Below are 20883 nucleotides of genomic sequence, written 5' to 3'. Positions count from 1 at the left end.
TAGAGATTGCGATCACATTGGCAAGCCCTTTTTTCACTTTTTCTGACTTTTTTGATTGTTCGAATGTTTTTTGTTCAAAACCGTCTATTTTCACTAGTCATCTACCTAATTAGCCCCTTAAGCTGGCTATATAAAGGAGGATTTATGAGTTCAATTCGCAGTTATAAAGGTATAACCCCTAAAATTGGGAAACGCGTCTATATAGATGAAAGCGCTGTGCTAGTCGGTGATATCGTTCTAGGAGACGATTCTAGTATCTGGCCTTTAGTTGCAGCTCGAGGTGATGTAAACCACATCCATATCGGTGAACGTACTAATGTACAAGACGGCAGTGTTTTACATGTCACACATAAGAATAAAGAAAACCCTGAGGGCTACCCTCTATTAATAGGTAACGATGTGACCATTGGGCATAAAGTCATGCTGCATGGCTGTACAATCAAAGATCGAGTTTTGGTTGGAATGGGCGCTATTGTTTTAGACGGGGTAACTATAGAAGAAGACGTGATGATCGGGGCGGGCAGTTTAGTGCCTCCTCACAAGACATTGGAGAGCGGTTTTTTATATGTTGGAAGCCCTGTAAAGCAAGCTCGCCCATTATCAGATAAAGAGCGAGCATTTCTGCAGAAGTCGTCAGATAACTATGTTCAGAACAAAAATGACTATTTGGATTCGGTTAAAGCGGTATAACTAGCCTTCTATATGTATGAAGCCAGAGGAGTCATACTCCTCTTCTTCTATTAATTCTTCTGCCAACTCTTCTATTTCAAACCTCAGTTCATTAAACACTTCAATCGCACGTCGGTCATTATCGATGGTTTGACCTGACATCTGTTTTAATTGTTCAACTGATACAAGACACTCAATAAGAGCCCCTGACTGCTGCGCAGGAAATACTACGGCTTGTTTATCATCATCCCAAGTTTGAATATCGGGGAAGAGTATCGATTGGTTCATTACTCACCTTCTAATTTAGCGCGTAGTTCACTTAGTACTGTTTTCGTTTCTGGCTGTACACCTCTCCAAAACGAAAAGCTTTCTGCGGCTTGACCAACCAGCATTCCTAACCCGTCATAGACTGCCGCACAACCATTTTCAATCGCCCACTGATTAAAGCTAGTCACACCTTGCTGGTACATCATGTCATAACTCGCAGTCGTGGAATGAAAGATGCTCGATGAAATATCAGGTAACTCACCAGCTAGACTTGCGGACGTTGAGTTAATAACAACATCAAACCCGTCAGTAACCTCTTCCATCGGCACAGCTTGTATATTACCAAATGTTTTGAACGACTCAGCTAATACACTAGCTTTACTGAACGTGCGATTCGAAACCACCAATAGCGCAGGGTTTTGATCTAATAAAGGCTTCGCAACACCACGAGCGGCACCACCAGCGCCAATGACTAACACTTTCGCGCCTTCAATTTGAACACCACTTCTCAACAGATCCTGAACTAAGCCTTCTCCATCAGTGTTATCACCAATGATTTCACCCGATTCAAGTCGCTTTAAAGTATTCACTGCGCCTGCAAGCTGCGCTCTTTCGGTCAGTCGATCGGCAAACTTATAAGCATCTTCTTTAAAAGGAACGGTAACGTTGCAACCTTGACCACCATTGCTAAAAAATTCTGTCGCAGACTCAACAAAGCCGCCAATTGGCGCTTTGAATGTCGTGTAACTCAGCTGTTGATTAGTCTGACGAGCAAACATTGAATGAATAAAAGGAGATTTACTGTGTTCAATAGGATTACCAAACACTACATATTGATCGTTTCGCTGAGCCATATCCTTGCCTGCAAGTCATAATTAAAAAGGGTCACTTAAAGTGACCCTAACATTTCAGTTAAAAAACGCCAACCTTGCTACCAAGCTCTTGGCTTCAAGTAATCAGTATATAGACGCTGTTCCGGTGAACCTTCTTCTGGCTCATAACGATACTCCCAACGGGCTAATGGTGGCATCGACATTAAGATCGACTCAGTGCGCCCACCACTTTGCAAGCCAAACAAGGTACCTCGATCATAAACCAAGTTAAACTCTACGTATCGACCACGACGATAGAGTTGAAAGTCGCGCTCACGCTCACCAAACTCGATTGATTTACGCTTTTCAACAATAGGAAGATAAGCTTGAGTGAAGCCTGCACCAACGGCTTGCATGTATGCGAAACTCTTATCAAAGCCCCATTCGTTCAGATCATCAAAGAATAAACCACCTACACCACGAGTTTCATCACGATGCGGCAAAAAGAAGTATTTATCGCACCACTCTTTGTGTTCCTGATACACCTCTTCACCAAAAGGCTGACAAATTGCTTTCGCGGTATCATGCCAAGACTGGCAATCCTCTTCAAAAGGATAAAATGGCGTTAAGTCAAAACCTCCACCAAACCACCAAATCGGATCTTCGCCTTCTTTCTCTGCAATAAAGAAGCGAACGTTAGCATGGGAAGTGGGTACATATGGGTTTTTAGGGTGGATAACCAATGACACACCCATGGCTTCAAACTTACGGCCCGCTAGCTCTGGTCGGTGTGCGGTTGCTGATGCAGGCATAGCTTTACCTGCTACATGAGAGAAATTGACTCCCCCTTGTTCAAATACCGCACCGTTTGTCATCACTCGAGTACGACCACCGCCACCTAATCGGTCACCAGGCTCACGCTCCCACGCGTCTTCTTCAAACAACGCCTTACCATCCGCTTGTTCCAGCTGCTGACAAATCGTGTCTTGAAGATCCAATAAAAACTGTTTTACCGCTAGCTTATCAATGGCTGACATTTTCTTTCCTTTGCAGGGTTACCCCTGTCTTAATATTTTTGATGTGCGAGCATCACGAATTTCGCTTGGCTTCTCACGGCCTCCCGTTAGGCCATCTAATATCGCCACTAAATGATCACCTAACTGCTCTTCCACTTCTTGGGTTGTCATGCAAGGCGGCTCACCAGTGAGATTAGCGCTGGTAGAGGTTAGCGGCTTACCAAACTCATTACACATTCGTTGAACCAAAGAGTGATCAGTAACACGAACCGCAATTGAATCAAACTGCCCACTGACCCAATTCGTCACTTTTTCACTTGCCGGCATTATCCAAGTTACTGGGCCAGGCCAAGTCGCTTTTACTGCTGACAGCTGCTCTTGCGTCAATTGGCTTTCATCAATATAAGGCAGTAATTGCTCATAACTTGCAGCAATCAAAATCAACCCTTTTTCTACAGGCCTTTGTTTTAGTTTTAATAGCTTCTCAATTGCCTGCGAATTATCAGGATCACACCCTACACCGAAAACCCCTTCCGTTGGGTAGGCAATCACTTCGCCTTGTTGCAATGCATGTAATGTGTGCTGAAAGTTATCCACTGTCTCTGCCTCATTCATAATTAGTGTTAATCGTACTAAGTGTACAAATTATCATTAGCGCTGCCCAAAGCTATTTGTTTATAAAATGTATCAATTCACTATTTAGACTGACGCAAACGTTTTCCTCAAGCAAATTTCCCCGTATAATGCGCGCAAATTATCTATTTCACTTAATTTAATCGTGCCTGAAGGAGTTTGAGATGACTGTCGGTATTATCATGGGTTCTAAATCTGATTGGCCAACAATGAAGCTAGCAGCTGACATGCTAGATCAATTTGGCGTTGCCTACGAAACTAAAGTAGTTTCAGCGCACCGTACTCCTCAGCTTCTTGCCGACTACGCAACAAGCGCAAAAGAACGTGGCATCAAAGTTATTATCGCAGGTGCTGGCGGTGCCGCTCACTTACCAGGAATGGCAGCAGCCTTTACTAGCGTTCCAGTATTGGGGGTTCCAGTTCAATCAAAAGCCCTAAAAGGCATGGACTCTCTGCTTTCTATTGTTCAAATGCCAAAAGGGATTGCAGTAGGCACTCTGGCTATCGGTGAAGCTGGCGCGGCAAATGCCGGTATTTTAGCGGCTCAAATCATTGGTACTCACAATGAAGAAGTAATGGCTAAAGTGGAAGCGTTCCGCAGCGAACAAACCGAAACCGTTCTTGCTAATCCAAACCCAGCAGAGGATTAATTCCCATGCATGTTCTTGTGTTAGGAGCTGGTCAACTGGCTCGAATGATGTCACTCGCTGGCGCACCTCTCAACATTCAAACCTCCGCATTTGATGTTGGCAGCAAAAATATCGTTCATCCTTTAACTCAAGCAGTTACCGGACACGGCTTAGAGAACGCAATTGAACAAGCCGATGTGATTACGGCAGAGTTTGAGCACATCCCACACGACGTCCTTGAAGTATGTGAGAAAAGCGGCAAATTCTTCCCAACGACAGAAGCAATCAAAGCTGGCGGCGATCGTCGCATCGAAAAAGCACTGCTTGATCAAGCCAAAGTGAAAAACGCAAAGTATTACGTAATCAACACACGTGAAGATTTCGAAACTGCTATTCAGCATGTTGGCTTGCCTATGGTACTGAAAAGTACTCTCGGCGGTTATGACGGCAAAGGCCAATGGCGCTTAAAAGAGCTTTCTCACGTAGAAGCAATTTGGGCAGAAATGGTCGATTGCATCCAAGCGACAGAAAACCAAGCCATTGTGGCTGAAGAGTTCGTTGCTTTTGATAGAGAAGTCTCTCTCGTTGGTGCTCGTGGCAAGAACGGGGACATTCAAGTTTACCCATTGGCTGAAAACGTTCATACCAACGGCGTACTGAGTCTATCGACGGCAATCGACAACTTCGAACTGCAAGAACAAGCAAGAAACATGTTCATCGCAGTTGCTGAACGTTTAGATTATGTGGGTGTACTGGCTCTTGAATTCTTCGATGTTCAAGGCGAACTTCTAGTAAACGAAATCGCTCCACGTGTGCATAACTCCGGTCACTGGACGCAGCAAGGTGCCGAGACGTGTCAGTTTGAAAATCACTTACGTGCAGTTTGTGGCTTACCATTAGGCAGTACAAAACTGATTCGCCCAACCTCAATGATCAATATTCTTGGTGAAGATTCTTTACCAGAAGCGGTTATGGCGCAGGAAGGTTGCCATGTGCATTGGTACGGTAAAGAGAAGCGTGCTGGCCGTAAAATGGGCCACATTAATGTGAGTGCGGATTACACAGCAGAGCTACAACGCTCACTACTTTTACTTGCTGAAGTCCTTGATAAAGAAAGCTACCCAGCGGTACATGAATTTGCACAGCAAATGAAATAACAAAAAAACGGCGCTAATGGATAGCGCCGTTTTTATTTTATCTGTGTTTGGGTGTGATGACATTTTCTATCAGCACATTGAATTTTAATCCCGCTCGCCAGCTTCTTTTCAACCAATAGTGGGTAGTCACAAACTTCACACTTACCGATAACAGGAGGCTGATTAACCGCAAACTTGCATTTAGGGTAACTGTCGCAAGCAAAGAAAGCTTTACCATAACGAGATTTACGCTCGACCAAATGCCCTTTTCCGCATTCAGGACACCCAACCAAAGGCCTTTCTTCTGGCTCCTGCTTAGGTTGATCCAAAGATTCGATATGGTTGCACTCAGGATAACTACTGCAACCGATAAACATACCGTAGCGGCCTTGCCTTAAAACTAGTTCGTTCTGACATTCTGGGCACGCAACCCCAAGCTCTTTAACGATATGACCATCATTTTGATGTAATGGGCGAATATAATCGCAATTTGGATATTGATTGCACCCTAAAAATGCACCGTGCTTACCGTGTCGAAGCTGAAGCTCACCGCTACATTGCGGGCAAGCTTCATGCTCTAACGCATGTTCATGTTTAGAAAACAGCTGGCTATCAATTTTACTGCTCATTGGATGCCTATCTAATGCAAGATACCTTGCTCTTTGGTGTACAACAGCTCTTCCATCTGAGTATATGCGTTTTCATTCCCTGGTACGTTAAACAGCACCATTAAGATGATCCATTTTAAATCATCCAATTCAAATTCATTGGTTTCCAATCCCATCACGCGGTCGATAACCATCTCACGAATTTCAGTCGTAAGAACGTTTATCTGCTCTAAGAATAACAAGAAGCCTCGGCATTCGATATTAATTCTAGCCATTTCGCGATTGGTATAAACACGAATCGATGTCGATGCACAATTCGTTATAGCCGCTTGGTTATCACTTTCTTGGAGCGCAGCTAAATCTTCTAACCAATGGAGCGCTTTATAAATATCTTTTTGGTGAAACCCTGCACGAAGAAGCTCTTCTTCTAGCTCATCCTGATCCACCTGCAATTCAGAATCGCTATGGATGTAGGTCTCAAACAAATACATCAGTATGTCCATCATCATAGCTAGCCTCTCCCCTTTCGAATATAGCCACCGGAAACTGCAACAACATGCCCTGAAAGCTCAAGCTCTAAGAGCTGCATCATGACTTCATGCACAGGTATATGGGTACGCTGCGCTAAAATATCAACAGGTGTAGCCTCTACTCCTACGTTAGCTAACAGCTGTGGAAATGGCAATTGTTCATTTTCTTTCTCAGCTTCAAATAAATTAGGCTGCTGTTTAATAGACCAGTGTAACAAAGACTCTATTTCATCAAACACATCTTGAGCACTTTGAACTAAACAGGCGCCTGATTTAATTAAACTATTTCCACCTCGACTTGTTGGGGAGTGAATAGAACCGGGCAAAGCGAAGACTTCTCTACCTTGTTCCAGGGCATAGCGAGCAGTAATCAATGAGCCGCTTTTTTCAGCCGCTTCGACAACTAACGTACCTAAAGATAATCCACTAATGATTCGATTTCGACGAGGAAAGTGCTCAGGGCGAGGCTTTGCATCCGGGCGAAATTCAGAAATCAACGCGCCACTTTCCACAATTCTATCGGCCAGTTTTCGGTGACGAGCAGGATATATAGCATTAAGTCCCGATCCCAGCACAGCGAAAGTTTCACCACCGCCTAGCAAAGCGCCATCGTGCGCATAACCATCGATGCCCAGTGCCAATCCACTGGTCACAATCAGCCCTTGTTGCACAAAGCTCTTAGCAAAAGACTTTGCCGTTTCAAGCCCTTCAAGTGAAGCGTTGCGGCTACCAACCATGGCGATTTGAGGTTCTATCAGTTTATCAAGGTGACCTTTGACGAATAAAACTGTGGGGTAAGAAGCGATTTCTTTCAGTAAAGAAGGATAAGCTCGGCATAAAGGCGTCACGATATGATTATCGTCGCGGAGTTCACGCCAAGCGAGACAGGCCTCGACCTCTTTTTCATACCCATGTTTAAGATACGATATCTGATTGGGCTTCAAGCCAATGGCTTGTAAGTGTTCGGCTGAGTACTGCACAAGGTTAAGGGGAGAATCAATAGATAACAAATGAGATAAGCGCTTCCCACCCAATTGCGGTGTGAAGCTAAGAGCCAACCAAGCTCTTAATTCTTGTTCGTTCATTATGGTAACTCAGGGATAGCCGTACCAAGGTTTACCGCCAACGGGGAAATAGCCAACACCTTGCTGTTAATTGGCTTAAGACTATTAGTAACCAACGCCAAGCTAAAATATTCATAAGGACGGATTATCATCAATGATCCCGCTGGCGTATCTGGCAGCTGGTATTCTTCACCTGATGAAGAGCTTTCGTAGCTGTAGTTGCCTTGCGTGCCGTAAACGGTAGCACCTGACTCTAACAATTCGAACATGCTACCTTGGCGCAAATCATCAAATGCACCTTTATCAATAATTACGACTTGGTTCTTGGCACTATATTGGCTCCCTTCAATGGAGCCTAAAATTGTAGCGGACTCCCCTAGAGGTGAAGGTATCGGGTAAAACGTGGTCGAGAGCTCGCTTCCTTCGTTACTTACTTCTGGTAGAGCGACATCATTCAATAATATTTCTTGTAGCTGGCTATCAACTTGAAGGCCACTAAATTGGTCTTTCGTTTCTGTTAACCTTGCTGTCGCGACTAAACGTAACGAGGTGATATTCGCGCTTGGCTTTTCCCTAGAATAAGTTTCGACACGACGATAAATACCCCACTTTTTATGTTCCCAAATACCTGAAATGAATACGCGGTCAGCATGAGTTAAAAACTTGCGCCCTTCATTGGTACCTAACACTCGTGCTGCTGCATTTAGTGTGTCTTCATCTATCAGCCGATCTGAATTCAAATACGGAAGAACTAAACCTTCGTCAACCGTAGGAACCGCTTTTTTCTCTGATATTCGTATCTTAGGGCTAAGTTTAATCACGGGTTTAAGACTCAAAACTGGTTGACCATTACGCCACACTAAAGACAGTTTATCGCCAGGATAAATCAGGTGTGGATTATCAATATCTGGGTTCACTTGCCATAAGCGCGGCCATAACCAAGCGCTATCGAGATACATGGCGGCAATATCCCAGAGCGTATCCCCTTTAACCACAATATAAGTTTGAGGCGCGTTTTGTTTGATAGAAAGAGGTTGGTCGTTAACTGGCGCAGTTGAGGCACTTTGTTCCGCTGTCACTGAGAGTGAAAATGGTAGGCAAAGGAGGGAAAAAGTACGAAATAATTGACGCATGACCTAGGTTCCTTGGTCGTTAACTATGATATCTAATCCGAGATTTACCATCAGGATGCTGTCATTTGACCTCTAAAATGTCTAGAATTGAGCCAACAAGGTTTATGCTGTTTCGGCACAGTTCAACATTTCGAGTGTATATGTCTGTATTACAAGTATTAACATTCCCGGATGATCGTCTACGCACCGTGGCGAAGCCGGTAGAAGAAGTTACCCCAGAGATTCAAAAGTTCGTTGATGACATGATTGAAACCATGTACGACGAAGAAGGAATCGGCCTTGCGGCAACGCAAGTAGATTTCCACCAACGTATCGTTGTGATCGATATTTCAGAAACACGTGACGAGCCTATGGTGCTTATCAACCCTGAAATCACCGAGAAACGCGGCGAAGATGGCATCGAAGAAGGCTGCCTATCGGTACCAGGTGCTCGTGCATTAGTTTCGCGTGCAGCAGAAGTGTCAGTGAAAGCACTAGATCGTGATGGCAAAGAATACACTTTTGAAGCAGATGACCTGCTTGCTATCTGTGTTCAACACGAATTAGATCACCTTGAAGGCAAGCTGTTTGTGGATTACCTATCTCCACTAAAGCGTAAGCGTATTCAAGACAAACTAGCGAAAATCAAACGTTTCAACGAGAAACAAGCGAAAGCTTAATCGCTAGCATTACTACATTTAGAAGGAAGCCTACCTTGAGTCAGTCTTTAAGAATTGTCTTCGCAGGTACTCCGGATTTCGCCGCCCGTCACTTGGCGGCGTTGTTGTCTTCGGAGCATGAAGTTATTGCGGTTTACACTCAACCCGATCGCCCTGCAGGTCGTGGTAAAAAGCTAACCGCAAGCCCAGTAAAAAATATCGCCCTTGAAAATGAAATTCCGGTGTATCAACCAGAGAATTTCAAGTCAGATGAAGCCAAGCAACAACTTGCTGAGCTAAATGCTGACATCATGGTGGTTGTGGCTTACGGTTTATTACTGCCTCAAGTCGTACTCGATACTCCAAAACTAGGTTGTATCAATGTGCATGGCTCGATCCTGCCGCGCTGGCGTGGTGCAGCTCCGATTCAACGTTCTATCTGGGCGGGCGATCAAGAGACAGGCGTTACCATCATGCAAATGGACATTGGCCTTGATACTGGTGACATGCTGAAGATTGCTACATTGCCAATCGAGGCAACGGATACCAGCGCTTCAATGTACGAAAAGCTAGCCGGCCTTGGCCCGGACGCGCTCGTGGATTGCCTAGCCGACATCGCATCTGGCAACGCAGTTGCTGAAAAGCAAGATGACGAGCTTGCCAACTACGCGAAAAAGCTCAGCAAAGAAGAAGCAAAAATTAACTGGGCGGATGACGCAGAGCACATCGAACGTTGTGTGCGCGCTTTCAACCCATGGCCAATGAGCCACTTTGCCATTACAGATAGCAGCTCTGATTCAGAGAAAAGCATCAAAGTATGGCAAAGCCGTGTTGAGGTACAAGACACAACTCAACCAACAGGCACTATCATTAAAGCTGACAAAACAGGTATTTATGTTGCGACAGGCAATAACGTACTGGTTCTTGAGCAGCTGCAAGTACCTGGTAAAAAAGCGATGTCAGTTCAAGATATTCTGAACTCACGCGCAAGCTGGTTTGAAGTAGGTTCGCAGCTTTCTTAAGCTCATCACTATAATCAGCCAATAAACAAACTTATGCGAGGGTAGAGATACCCTCATTTATTTCCCTATTAGATTCGGTATTCATCATGAATGTTCGCGCAGCCGCTGCAAATGTCCTTTTCCAAGTTGTCGATAAAGGCCACTCTCTTTCACATGCTCTACCAGCCGCTCAAAAAACCATTAAGCCTAGAGACCATGCTCTTCTTCAAGAGATTTGCTATGGCGCTCTACGCTACTTGCCTCGTTTAGAGTCAATTGCCAATGAACTGATGGATAACCCGCTAAAAGGGAAAAAGCGTGTATTCCACCACCTGATCTTAGTGGGTATTTATCAACTAAGCTTCATGCGCATTCCTTCTCATGCTGCAGTAGCAGAAACCGTAGAAGGCACCAAAACACTACGAGGCCCTAGCCTAAGTGGTTTGATTAATGCGGTATTACGTAGCTACCTACGTGATCAAGAAGCGCTCGATGAAAAAGCCACCAGCCATAATGCGGGCAAATACGGCCACCCAAGCTGGATTCTAAAAATGCTTCAAGAAAGCTACCCTGAACAGTGGGAGCAATTGGTTGAAGCCAATAACAGCAAAGCGCCAATGTGGTTGCGTGTTAACCGCCAGCACCACACTCGCGATGAGTATGCTGAGCTACTTAAAAACGAAAACATTGAATTCAACATTCACCCAGAAGCTGCCGATGCCATAAAATTAGCATCGCCTTGCGACGTCACGTTACTGCCAGGTTTCAGTAAAGGTTGGGTATCCGTGCAAGATGCGGCTGCGCAGCTGTCAGTAAACTACTTGCAACCGCAAAATGGCGAGTTGATTCTGGACTGTTGTGCAGCGCCGGGCGGTAAAACGGCACATATTCTAGAGCACACTGAAGATACTGAAGTGGTTGCCATTGACTGCGACATAAAACGTCTTGATCGCGTTTACGATAACCTTGAGCGTCTTCAATTACGTGCCGATGTCATTTGTGGCGATGCTCGTTACCCAGAAGAATGGTGGACAGGTGATAAATTTGACCGCATTTTGCTGGATGCACCATGTTCAGCAACCGGTGTTATTCGTCGTCACCCAGATATTAAGTGGCTTCGCCGAGCTAACGACATCGACGCACTGGCTGAACTGCAAAGTGAAATCATGGATGCGATGTGGCGCCAACTAAAAGCTGGCGGCACTATGGTTTACGCGACCTGCTCTATCACCCCGCAAGAAAACGTACTGCAAGTGAAAGCGTTTTTAGAACGCACCAAAGACGCTACGTTAGTCGGTTCTGATATTGAAAACCCTGGACGCCAAATCCTTCCAGGTGAAGAAGACATGGACGGCTTTTACTATGCCGTTTTAGTAAAACAGGCGTAACCCTATTCAGCGGCTAATGACTTTTGTCTTAGCCGCTATTTCATTACGATGAATCAGTACTGAAAGAGCAAACAAAGAGAAAAGCTATGAAAATCATCATTCTTGGAGCTGGTCAGGTAGGCGGCACACTAGCGGAAAACTTAGTTGGCGAGAACAATGACATCACCATTGTCGATCGCGATAGTGACCGCTTGCGCGAGCTACAAGATAAATATGATTTACGTGTGGTCAATGGCTACGCGAGCCACCCCAACACCTTACGTGAAGCGGGCGCTCAAGATGCCGACATGTTAGTCGCCGTGACCAACATGGATGAAACCAACATGGCCGCTTGTCAGGTCGCATTCTCTTTGTTCAACACGCCAAACCGAATTGCGCGTATTCGTTCTCCTCAGTACCTAGCCGAAAAAGAAGCGCTCTTTAAATCAGGCGCAATTCCAGTTGACCATCTCATTGCACCTGAAGAACTGGTGACTAGCTACATTGAGCGCTTGATTCAATACCCTGGCGCACTGCAAGTGGTGAGCTTTGCCGAACAGAAAGTTAGCCTAGTAGCCGTTAAAGCCTACTATGGCGGCCCTTTGGTGGGTAATGCGTTATCGGCACTTCGTGAGCACATGCCTCACATCGATACGCGAGTCGCCGCGATTTTCCGTCAAGGACGCCCGATTCGTCCTCAAGGTACAACCGTTATCGAAGCGGATGATGAAGTATTCTTCGTAGCGGCAAGTAACCATATTCGTTCGGTGATGAGTGAGCTACAGCGTTTAGAGAAGCCTTACCGTCGTATCATGATTGTAGGTGGAGGTAACATTGGCGCAAGCTTAGCGAAACGTCTAGAACAGAGCTACAGCATCAAACTGATTGAGCGCAGTTACACCCGAGCAGAAAAGCTCTCTGAAGAATTAGAAAACACCATCGTATTCTGTGGTGATGCTGCCGACCAAGAGCTACTTACCGAAGAAAACATCGACCAAGTCGACGTGTTCATCGCACTGACTAATGAAGATGAAACCAACATCATGTCGGCCATGCTGGCAAAACGCATGGGCGCAAAAAAAGCGATGGTACTGATCCAGCGTGGCGCGTACGTAGACTTAGTTCAAGGTGGCGTTATTGACGTTGCAATTTCACCGCAGCAAGCAACCATTTCCGCCCTATTAACCCACGTTCGCCGAGCTGACATTGTTAACGTATCTTCATTACGTCGCGGCGCAGCGGAGGCCATCGAAGCCATCGCTCATGGTGATGAAACCACCTCTAAGGTAGTTGGCCGTGCCATTGGCGATATTAAGTTGCCACCGGGTACGACCATCGGCGCGATTGTACGTGGTGAAGAAGTATTGATTGCCCATGACCGAACCGTGATCGAACAAGATGATCACGTGGTTATGTTCTTAGTCGATAAGAAATACGTGCCAGACGTTGAAACCTTATTCCAACCGAGCCCATTCTTCTTATAGAGCTAAGCTCTATAGTGTTTCGCTATGGTTAACTTCCGTCCTATCTTATTCGTAATAGGGTTAGTGCTGTCTAAGCTCGCCCTATTCATGTACATCCCCACCTTAGTCGCTTTCTTTACGGGAACTGGTGGCTTTATTGAATTTGGCCAGTCGGTACTTATCACCCACATTGTTGCGTTTTTATGCCTCACTGTTGGGCGAACCGCCAACTTTAGGCTTGGGGTACGGGATATGTTCCTGATCACCTCGCTAGTGTGGACCATTGCCAGTGCCTTTGCGGCATTGCCATTCGTATTTATCAACCACATTAGTTTTACCGACGCCTACTTTGAGACCATGTCTGGGATCACAACTACAGGTTCAACGGTATTAAGCGGTCTGGATAACATGGCACCTAGCATCTTGTTATGGCGCTCAATATTACAGTGGCTCGGCGGAATCGGCTTCATTGTGATGGCGGTGGCGGTGCTGCCAATGTTGAATGTCGGTGGTATGCGCTTATTCCAAACTGAATCTTCAGATTGGTCGGATAAAAGTAGCCCTCGCGCCAAAACGGTCGCCAAGAACATTGTGGCGGTATATCTGGTGCTGACTGCTGTTTGTACTTTAGGTTACCTCATTACGGGTATGAGCCTGTTTGACGCCATCAACCACGCTTTTACCACGTTATCGACTGGGGGTTACTCTACCTCAGACGGTTCAATGAACCATTTCTCCAACGGCGCACACTGGGTCGGCACGCTCTTCATGTTTTTAGGTGGCTTACCGTTTCTACTGTTCGTCAGCGCACTGAAAAGTCGCAATATGGATCCTATCTTTAAAGACGCTCAAGTGAGAGGCTTCACCTACTTGTTCTTAGGATCCAGCGCGGTCATAGCAGCATGGTTGGTGATTCGTGACGGCTACAGTGTTTTAGATGCGGTTCGAGTTTCGATGTTTAACATCGTTTCAGTCGTCACCACGACCGGGTTTGGCTTAGAAGACTTTACGGCGTGGGGCGCGCTACCAACGACATTATTTGCCTTTCTAATGATGGCGGGGGCTTGTTCAGGTTCCACCTCTGGAGGAGTAAAGGTCTTCCGTTTCCAAATCGCGATGACGTTACTGCATAAACAAATGATGAAGCTCATTCACCCTTCCGGTGTCTTTGTTCAGCGCTACAATCAAAGACCGGTCAATGATGATATCGTCCGATCTTTAGTGGCGTTTGGATTGATGTTTTTTATTACCATCATTGTAATCGCGGGTGGGCTCAGTGCTATGGGGCTCGATCCAATCACCAGTATCTCAGGCTCGATTACTGCAGTTGCCAACGTTGGACCGGGAATGGGTAGCGTGATCGGTCCAACCGGTAATTTCGCCCCGTTACCAGACGCCGCAAAATGGCTACTCAGCATTGGAATGTTGATGGGGCGTCTTGAGATATTGACGCTATTAGTTTTATTCTTCCCTGCCTTTTGGCGACGCTAAGGATCTATTATGAAACGCTGGAGCACCTTTTTCGCTTGTGCCCTACTGTCATCTTCTGTGATGGCAGAACAAACGCTATTCTTGCCCGATGGTAAGCAAGTTTTGTTGAAAGACGACTTCACATGGGAATATGTGAGTGAATCGTCCAAAGATTCTCGTTCAGCCGTGCCAGTTATCCCTGTCGCTAAAGCCGCCATTGGGACGACAATTAAAGTGGGAGACGATAAGCCGAGTTTACAGCTGTCTCGATCGGGAGTGGATGTATTGATAGGAGCAAGTCGCTACGACCATGGTGAACTCACGCTACCAGTTTCAATTACGAATCAAAATACTCAACCCGTCGTTGTGGTTACCTTGAGTGTTGAGATCTATTCACCGACGGGTGAGTTGCTTTTCCAAGACAGCTTCAATACTTGGCAATCCATTAAGCGTCTTGCCGACACTTACCTTCGCCCTCAACGTTCAGCTGAAGGCAAAAGTATTACGGCTGAAGTCACTGAGCATCCAGAATATCAAATTAAAGTAACAATCACCGATGTCCAAACCCGCTAAACTAGTACGCTAACGGGCTCTACATACAAGTAGATGGCAAGGAAATGACAAGCGCATCCCGCCAATACAAATAGATGCCAAATAGCATGATTGTATGGGATGCGTTTCGCAACGTAGAAAATCACCCCTAGCGAATAAATAACCCCACCAACCGCGAGTAAGATCAAGCCACCCAACTCAATACTGACCGCAAGTTGGTAGATCACAATCAGTGACAGCCACCCCATGGTCAAATAAGTCACCAATGACATTTTCTTAAAACGATAGACAAACGCGATTTTCATAACGATGCCAATAACGGCAATCGCCCAAATGACTGCCATCAAACCGATCGCCAATGGAGTACGTAAGCTCACCAATAAGAAAGGGGTGTAGCTACCAGCAATCAACAAGTAAATCGCGCAGTGGTCGAGTGTTTTGAGTAAGCGCTTAGTCTTTGCGGTGGTAATCGAGTGATAAAGCGTAGAGGCGAGAAACAATAAAATAATACTTGCGCCATAGACCGATAGGCTGGTGAAAGTCAGCACATCAGCATCGTAGTCGAACGCACGTACCAACAACAAAATCAGCCCAACAATGCCTAATACCACACCTAAACCGTGGGTGATGGCATTCGCCCTTTCTTCTACGACACTGTATTCACTCGCCGATGCTGACGACATATCTCACCCACTAAAGTAATTGAACATTTACTCTAGTATTGCACATTAAGCTTACACGTGTAAGCTTAAATTTTTATGACAACTTAGCAGGTTGATTCTAGGTACTCGATAACCTTCTGCCCAGCCACTTCACTAGGAGTATCGATCGGTAACACTAACTGACGTTTCAATTGCCCGACACCCAATAGACTGGCCAACATACCTTTGGCACCATCTCGGTTACGGTCAACTTCAAACCACAACTGCAATTCAGTTTCACTGCGATGCGCGACCACCTCAAGTTCACGCCATCGCCCATGGAAAGGCCCGGTAGTTGGTACAAATTCGAATTCTTGTACAAACGGCAAATCAAACCCTTCAACCGCTTCACATTCCACTTGGCGAATTCGTAACCCTTGCTCTTCCAACTCAGTAAAAATGCCATCCAAAATATTATCAGGACGCACCGTCAGAATGTCTTTGTCACTTGGGTCTACCGCCATCGCAATATCTAAGCCTGTTTCTAACCATACTTTGGCATCACCCACTGTGATTGGTGTATTGAGTGGAATCGCTAATTCAACATCAAAGTCTCGCGTTTCCCCAGGCGCGATGACAAACGAGTACGGTAAGCTCCATTTCGCTAACGAATAATTTTGATGAACACGGCGAGTATGCGTGCTGTTATGGTTGTCGCGATTGACGGGAACTTCTTTGACATAACGGCAGCAGAGATTTAAATCAATGTTGTCGATTTCTTGCGCTTGAGAGCCACCATAAACATGAATGGTGATATTGACGGGTTGCCCCGGATACAGCACTTCTTGCTGCAACACAGAATCCACACGAGCAGAGCCAATTCCGAAACTGGCGAGAGTTTTCTTCAAAAACGACATATGCACCTCCTAGCAATACCTCGTAGCAACCTAGGTTCATAGTAAGCTTGAATCACGATCAAACTCAAATACCCTGCTCACACAATTTTAGCTCTTATTTCGGTGAATTATTATCCAGCCCTCGATCGATACAGCGTATTTTGGTAACCTAACTTCGATATGCATGCATATCATTATCCTGACTAATCATTTGGATTGGCGAAAGCCAGAAGAGCCACCCTTCAAGTGATTGAAGCTCAACTCATGTTTAGTCAGGCCATTAGATTGGCAATGGATATGCCTGACCGTTAGGTAAAACGATGCGCCCAACAGCTGTCAGGTTTTCGCACACCAACCGTAGTGCGATGCGTCGACGTAGTGGCTTTGTTACTACACCGGCTGCAAAGAAAATGGCTCCAACTATGACTCTTGTAGAAAAGACCGCTTTATTAGCGTCTGCTTCTGCAAAAGTTGTAAAAGCCGCTTAATCAAAGGCGCAGTTTTTACTGCGCTTTTTTCTTTTCTCTTTCCTATCTCCATTGGTATTCAAAGCCCAATTTGTTACCTTAATCACATACCAATACAAATTTTGTGGAGAAAGCCGATGAAGTGTCATCGTATTGAAGAGTTGCTTGAACTCCTTGAGCCTGAATGGCAAAAAGATCAAGAACTTAACTTAATAGAGTTTATCGTTAAGTTATCTAAAGAAGCGGGCTATGCAGGTAAACTCGAAGATCTGACTGACGACGTGTTGATCTACCACCTTAAGATGCGCAACAGCGAAAAAGATGAAATGATCCCAGGTCTAAAAAAAGACCAAGAAGACGACTTTAAAACCGCCATTCTTAAAGCACGCGGTATCCTCTAATTCTGTGGCTCATTCAGCAATTTACATAAGCGACCTCTCAGGTCGCTTTTTTCATTCTGTTCGCTATTTTTTCGTCACAACTGTTATGACTTTTGTTGTTAAAGGTTGATAGTGTTAAAGAAATAAGAAAGTTAATGAGGCTATAATCGCCATCCATAAGAATCTTCTAAAATAAATGCATAGCCAATAATTACACTAAGCTATGCAGAAGAAGTAATGTCGTTGAGTGCTATCACAAGAAATCGCACCAAAAGCCCAAGAAGGATATCCAATGAGTCAGGATAAAATCGATATCAAAGATGTGACTCCAAAAACCTTTAACCCGAAAACACATAAAGGTAACGGAGATCGATTTAACCCAAGCAATAGAATTTACGTGCGCGAAAGTAAAGGTAAGTTTCAGCAATTGCGCCGCTACGGAGGCTGGTTTTTACTAGTCCTGTTCGCGTTAGTCCCTTGGATCCCTTATGGTGAGCGCCAAGCCATTTTATTGGATATCGGCAGCCAGCAGTTTAACTTTTTCGGCACCACGCTTTACCCTCAAGATCTGACATTGCTCGCGATCCTATTCATGATCGCCGCCTTTGCCCTCTTCTTCATCACCACCTTCTTAGGCAGGGTTTGGTGTGGTTATCTATGCCCACAAACCGTCTGGACCTTTATGTACATTTGGTTTGAAGAAAAACTGGAAGGTGCAGCCAACAAACGACGCAAACAGGATTCTGGCAAGCTCACACCGAATCTTCTGATGCGAAAAACCTTAAAGCATATTGCTTGGATCGCCATTGCTATCGCCACCGGGTTGACCTTTGTTGGTTACTTCATTCCGGTTCAAGAGTTGGTTATCGGATTCTTTACCTTTGATGCTTCATTCTGGCCAGTATTTTGGGTGCTGTTTTTTGCAGGCTGTACTTATGCAAACGCTGGGTGGATGCGCTCTATCGTATGTTTGCACATGTGTCCGTATGCTCGCTTCCAATCCGCAATGTTTGATAAAGACACGTTCATCGTTGGCTACAATACTGATCGCGGTGAAAGCCGAGGCCCGCGTTCACGTAAAGCCGATCCTAAAAAGTTAGGTTTAGGTGATTGTATCGATTGTAACTTGTGTGTGCAGGTCTGCCCGACGGGTATCGATATTCGTGACGGCCTACAATATGAATGCATTAACTGTGGTGCCTGTATTGATGCTTGTGACAAAACCATGGACCGCATGGGCTATGAAAAAGGTCTGATCAACTACACCACCGAACATAGACTAGAAGGCCACCACACCAAAGTAATGCGACCAAAGCTTCTAGGTTATGGCGCCGTACTTCTTGTGATGATTGGCTTGTTCTTCGCTCAAATCGCTGCCGTTGATCCTGCAGGATTAACTGTTCTAAGAGATCGTAATCAACTATTCAGAACCAATGGAGAAGGCTTGATTGAGAACACCTACACATTAAAGGTGATCAATAAAACTCAACAAGTACAAAACTACCAACTGGATGTTGAAGGGCTGCCGAGTGTAACTTGGTATGGAAACCAAACCATCAAGGTTAACCCTGGTGAAGTACTGAACCTTCCGATCAGCTTAGGGGCAGACCCAGAGAAACTCAGCTCACCAGTTTCGACAATTCAGTTTATACTCTCGGATAACGACGACTTTACCATTGAAGTAGAAAGCCGCTTTATCAAGAAGCTGTAACTACCCAGTTAACGGAAAAAGGCTCAGTAATGAGCCTTTTTTATTATATGACCATACAAGCATTCAACTTTGATGCCTTAACTCCCGACTTCATGTGGTATGCCCTTGAAAGTATCGGCGTTCGTGCAGAATCCGGATTATTAGCACTTAACAGTTACGAAAACCGCGTCTACCAATTCAGTGATGAAGACAAAAAGCGTTATGTGGTGAAGTTCTACCGCCCTCAGCGTTGGAGCCAAGCGCAAATCCAAGAAGAACATGACTTTGCGTTGGAGCTAATCGACCAAGAAATACCTGTCGCGCCACCCATGCGCATCAATGGCACTACGCTACATGAATACCAAGGCTACTACTTTTCTTTGTTCGAAAGCGTTGGTGGACGTCAGTTTGAGGTCGACAACATCGACCAATTAGAAGGCGTTGGACGCTTCTTAGGCCGCATTCACAAAGTAGGCGCGCAGTCGACTTTCCAACACCGCCCAACCATAAGTTTGGATGAATATCTGCACCAACCGCGCCAGCTATTACAAAGCGCCGATTTCATTCCCATGCATTTAGAAAACGCGTTCTTTAACGATCTCGATTTATTGATTAAAGAGTTAGAACAACATTGGTCAGCCGATACCAAAATCATTCGCCTACACGGAGATTGCCACCCAGGAAATATTTTATGGCGTGATGGGCCTATGTTTGTCGACCTCGACGATGCGCGCAACGGCCCAGCGGTGCAAGATCTCTGGATGCTACTCAATGGTGATCGCCAAGATAAGCTGATGCAACTCGACGTGATTTTGGAGAGCTATCAAGAGTTCTGCGATTTTAACCCATCAGAATTGAAACTTATCGAGCCGCTACGTGGTCTACGTATGGTGCATTACATGGCATGGTTAGCGAAACGCTGGCAAGATCCGGCTTTCCCGCTTGCATTCCCATGGTTTAATGATCCAAAGTACTGGGAAAGCCAAGTGCTCGCGTTTAAAGAGCAAATCGCGGCATTACAAGAACCGCCGCTGTCATTAATGCCTCAGTGGTAATACGCACACTATCGAATTCAAATAAAAATCTATGGAGAGTCACCCGATGAAAAAACTGTTCGCATTTGTCTCACTGGTAATGCTGAGCTTATCTGCACACGCTGCAAAATTTAACGAAGGTGAACACTACAAAGTGCTTGACCTAGAACCATCTAAAAAGCCGGTTGTGACAGAGTTTTTCTCATTTTACTGCCCACACTGTAATAGCTTTGAGCCAATCATCCAGCAGCTGAAAAAGCAGTTACCAGAAGGCGTTAAACTGCAAAAGAACCATGTATCTTTCATGGGTGGCAATATGGGTAAATCGATGAGCAAAGCTTACGCGACGTCAATTGCTTTAAAAGTTGAAGATAAAATGACGCCGGTATTGTTCAACCGCATTCACAACATGAATAAAGCGCCAAAGAATGACGACGAGCTACGTCAAATCTTCCTTGATGAAGGTGTCGACGCTAAGAAGTACGATGCGGCATTTAACGGCTTTGCGGTTGATTCAATGGTGCGTCGTTTCGATAAGCAATTTAAAAATAGCGGCCTATCCGGTGTACCTGCGGTATTGGTAAACAACCGCTACTTAGTTCAAGCGCAAGGTATCAAAACCTTAGATGAATACTTTGAGCTGGTTAACTTCTTATTGAAGAAATAATCCTACCTAATATAAAAAAGGGAAGCATTGGCTTCCCTTTTTTATTTCAACATTACCCACCAGCACTTTCCTAACTGAATCCTGACGTTCATCGATTGAAGCACGCCATTTTCGCCTTAT

Annotated in this window: 24 protein-coding genes; 14 read left to right on the top strand and 10 right to left on the bottom strand. The window is 45.2% G+C overall.

What is annotated here, in order from left to right; all coding sequences use genetic code 11:
• Positions 1–144 precede the first annotated feature (144 nt).
• The gene (locus ELZ11_RS22385; protein WP_137359603.1) at positions 145–690 is read left to right on the top strand and encodes a gamma carbonic anhydrase family protein; all 546 of its coding nucleotides are present in this window, start codon (positions 145–147) and stop codon (positions 688–690) included.
• Here ELZ11_RS22385 and ELZ11_RS22380 read toward each other — a convergent pair whose 3' ends face one another.
• The 4 genes from ELZ11_RS22380 to tsaC form a co-directional block, all read right to left on the bottom strand.
• Entirely contained in the window at positions 691–957 is a 267-nt protein-coding gene (locus tag ELZ11_RS22380) for a DUF1488 family protein (RefSeq protein WP_137359602.1), read from the bottom strand.
• Positions 957–1790, bottom strand: coding sequence for a shikimate dehydrogenase (gene aroE, locus ELZ11_RS22375; RefSeq protein ID WP_137359601.1), 834 nt, complete (start codon positions 1788–1790; stop codon positions 957–959). Before aroE ends, ELZ11_RS22380 begins: the two co-directional genes overlap by 1 nt.
• A gap of 77 nt (positions 1791–1867) precedes the next feature.
• The gene (hemF, locus tag ELZ11_RS22370) at positions 1868–2785 is read right to left on the bottom strand and encodes an oxygen-dependent coproporphyrinogen oxidase (RefSeq protein ID WP_137359600.1); all 918 of its coding nucleotides are present in this window, start codon (positions 2783–2785) and stop codon (positions 1868–1870) included.
• 18 nt (positions 2786–2803) lie between these two features.
• Positions 2804–3379 carry an L-threonylcarbamoyladenylate synthase type 1 TsaC gene (gene tsaC / locus ELZ11_RS22365; protein WP_137359599.1) on the bottom strand — a complete coding sequence of 192 codons (576 nt, stop codon included), beginning with the start codon at positions 3377–3379 and terminating at the stop codon, positions 2804–2806.
• Between the two features lie 182 nt (positions 3380–3561).
• Here tsaC and purE point away from each other — a divergent pair, with 182 nt between their 5' ends.
• Both purE and ELZ11_RS22355 read left to right on the top strand, forming a co-directional pair.
• Positions 3562–4047: a 5-(carboxyamino)imidazole ribonucleotide mutase gene (purE, locus tag ELZ11_RS22360; RefSeq protein ID WP_004739348.1), complete on the top strand. Its 486-nt coding sequence runs from the start codon at positions 3562–3564 to the stop codon at positions 4045–4047.
• A gap of 5 nt (positions 4048–4052) precedes the next feature.
• On the top strand, positions 4053–5183 hold the full coding sequence (locus tag ELZ11_RS22355) for a 5-(carboxyamino)imidazole ribonucleotide synthase (RefSeq protein ID WP_137359598.1): 1131 nt from the start codon (positions 4053–4055) through the stop codon (positions 5181–5183).
• Between the two features lie 32 nt (positions 5184–5215).
• Here the strand turns inward: ELZ11_RS22355 and ELZ11_RS22350 are convergent, their stop codons facing one another.
• The 4 genes from ELZ11_RS22350 to ELZ11_RS22335 are packed head-to-tail and all read right to left on the bottom strand — an operon-like array spanning position 5216 to position 8497.
• Positions 5216–5791, bottom strand: coding sequence for a DNA topoisomerase family protein (locus tag ELZ11_RS22350; protein WP_137359597.1), 576 nt, complete (start codon positions 5789–5791; stop codon positions 5216–5218).
• A gap of 11 nt (positions 5792–5802) precedes the next feature.
• Positions 5803–6279: a DUF494 family protein gene (locus ELZ11_RS22345; protein WP_137359596.1), complete on the bottom strand. Its 477-nt coding sequence runs from the start codon at positions 6277–6279 to the stop codon at positions 5803–5805.
• 2 nt (positions 6280–6281) lie between these two features.
• A complete protein-coding gene (gene dprA / locus ELZ11_RS22340) occupies positions 6282–7385 on the bottom strand; it encodes a DNA-processing protein DprA (protein WP_137359595.1) in 1104 nt (367 codons plus the stop codon).
• Complete coding sequence (locus ELZ11_RS22335) at positions 7385–8497, bottom strand: LysM peptidoglycan-binding domain-containing protein (protein WP_137359594.1); 1113 nt, start codon at positions 8495–8497, stop codon at positions 7385–7387. The genes dprA and ELZ11_RS22335 overlap by 1 nt, the downstream gene beginning before the upstream one ends.
• Before the next feature lie 140 nt (positions 8498–8637).
• On the opposite strand from ELZ11_RS22335, the gene def reads away from it, so the two are divergent.
• From def to ELZ11_RS22305, 6 genes are all read left to right on the top strand, one after another.
• Positions 8638–9156, top strand: a complete 519-nt coding sequence (gene def, locus ELZ11_RS22330) for a peptide deformylase (protein WP_208746730.1) — start codon at positions 8638–8640, stop codon at positions 9154–9156.
• Between the two features lie 35 nt (positions 9157–9191).
• Positions 9192–10157, top strand: a complete 966-nt coding sequence (gene fmt / locus ELZ11_RS22325) for a methionyl-tRNA formyltransferase (RefSeq protein WP_137359592.1) — start codon at positions 9192–9194, stop codon at positions 10155–10157.
• 86 nt (positions 10158–10243) lie between these two features.
• The gene (gene rsmB / locus ELZ11_RS22320; RefSeq protein WP_137359591.1) at positions 10244–11524 is read left to right on the top strand and encodes a 16S rRNA (cytosine(967)-C(5))-methyltransferase RsmB; all 1281 of its coding nucleotides are present in this window, start codon (positions 10244–10246) and stop codon (positions 11522–11524) included.
• 86 nt (positions 11525–11610) lie between these two features.
• On the top strand, positions 11611–12987 hold the full coding sequence (trkA, locus tag ELZ11_RS22315; protein ID WP_137359590.1) for a Trk system potassium transporter TrkA: 1377 nt from the start codon (positions 11611–11613) through the stop codon (positions 12985–12987).
• A 24-nt stretch (positions 12988–13011) separates the two neighbouring features.
• The gene (locus ELZ11_RS22310; protein WP_137359589.1) at positions 13012–14457 is read left to right on the top strand and encodes a TrkH family potassium uptake protein; all 1446 of its coding nucleotides are present in this window, start codon (positions 13012–13014) and stop codon (positions 14455–14457) included.
• Between the two features lie 9 nt (positions 14458–14466).
• Positions 14467–15009 carry a DUF3157 family protein gene (locus ELZ11_RS22305; protein WP_137359588.1) on the top strand — a complete coding sequence of 181 codons (543 nt, stop codon included), beginning with the start codon at positions 14467–14469 and terminating at the stop codon, positions 15007–15009.
• On the opposite strand, the gene trhA is transcribed toward ELZ11_RS22305, so the two are convergent.
• Both trhA and ELZ11_RS22295 read right to left on the bottom strand, forming a co-directional pair.
• Positions 15006–15671: a PAQR family membrane homeostasis protein TrhA gene (gene trhA / locus ELZ11_RS22300; protein ID WP_137359587.1), complete on the bottom strand. Its 666-nt coding sequence runs from the start codon at positions 15669–15671 to the stop codon at positions 15006–15008. The two genes, ELZ11_RS22305 and trhA, sit on opposite strands and share 4 nt — an antisense overlap.
• Positions 15672–15754: 83 nt before the next feature.
• Positions 15755–16546, bottom strand: coding sequence for a sporulation protein (locus tag ELZ11_RS22295; protein WP_137359586.1), 792 nt, complete (start codon positions 16544–16546; stop codon positions 15755–15757).
• Between the two features lie 299 nt (positions 16547–16845).
• Between ELZ11_RS22295 and ELZ11_RS23870 the strand changes: the two genes are divergently transcribed.
• The 5 genes from ELZ11_RS23870 to ELZ11_RS22275 all read left to right on the top strand — a co-directional run bounded on the left by ELZ11_RS23870 (position 16846) and on the right by ELZ11_RS22275 (position 20763).
• A complete protein-coding gene (locus ELZ11_RS23870) occupies positions 16846–17013 on the top strand; it encodes a hypothetical protein (RefSeq protein ID WP_167494739.1) in 168 nt (55 codons plus the stop codon).
• 116 nt (positions 17014–17129) lie between these two features.
• Complete coding sequence (locus tag ELZ11_RS22290) at positions 17130–17393, top strand: YihD family protein (protein WP_137359585.1); 264 nt, start codon at positions 17130–17132, stop codon at positions 17391–17393.
• 271 nt (positions 17394–17664) lie between these two features.
• The gene (gene ccoG / locus ELZ11_RS22285; protein ID WP_137359584.1) at positions 17665–19083 is read left to right on the top strand and encodes a cytochrome c oxidase accessory protein CcoG; all 1419 of its coding nucleotides are present in this window, start codon (positions 17665–17667) and stop codon (positions 19081–19083) included.
• A gap of 47 nt (positions 19084–19130) precedes the next feature.
• Entirely contained in the window at positions 19131–20117 is a 987-nt protein-coding gene (locus ELZ11_RS22280) for a serine/threonine protein kinase (protein ID WP_137359607.1), read from the top strand.
• A 46-nt stretch (positions 20118–20163) separates the two neighbouring features.
• A complete protein-coding gene (locus ELZ11_RS22275; RefSeq protein WP_137359583.1) occupies positions 20164–20763 on the top strand; it encodes a thiol:disulfide interchange protein DsbA/DsbL in 600 nt (199 codons plus the stop codon).
• Positions 20764–20883: the final 120 nt, after the last annotated feature.

The sequence above is a fragment of the Vibrio profundi genome, assembly GCF_005281835.1.
In the GTDB taxonomy this organism is placed as follows: Bacteria; Pseudomonadota; Gammaproteobacteria; order Enterobacterales; family Vibrionaceae; genus Vibrio; species Vibrio profundi.
The sequence above is the reverse complement of the archived record's forward strand: the minus strand, read 5'-3'. Positions and strand labels throughout refer to the sequence as shown.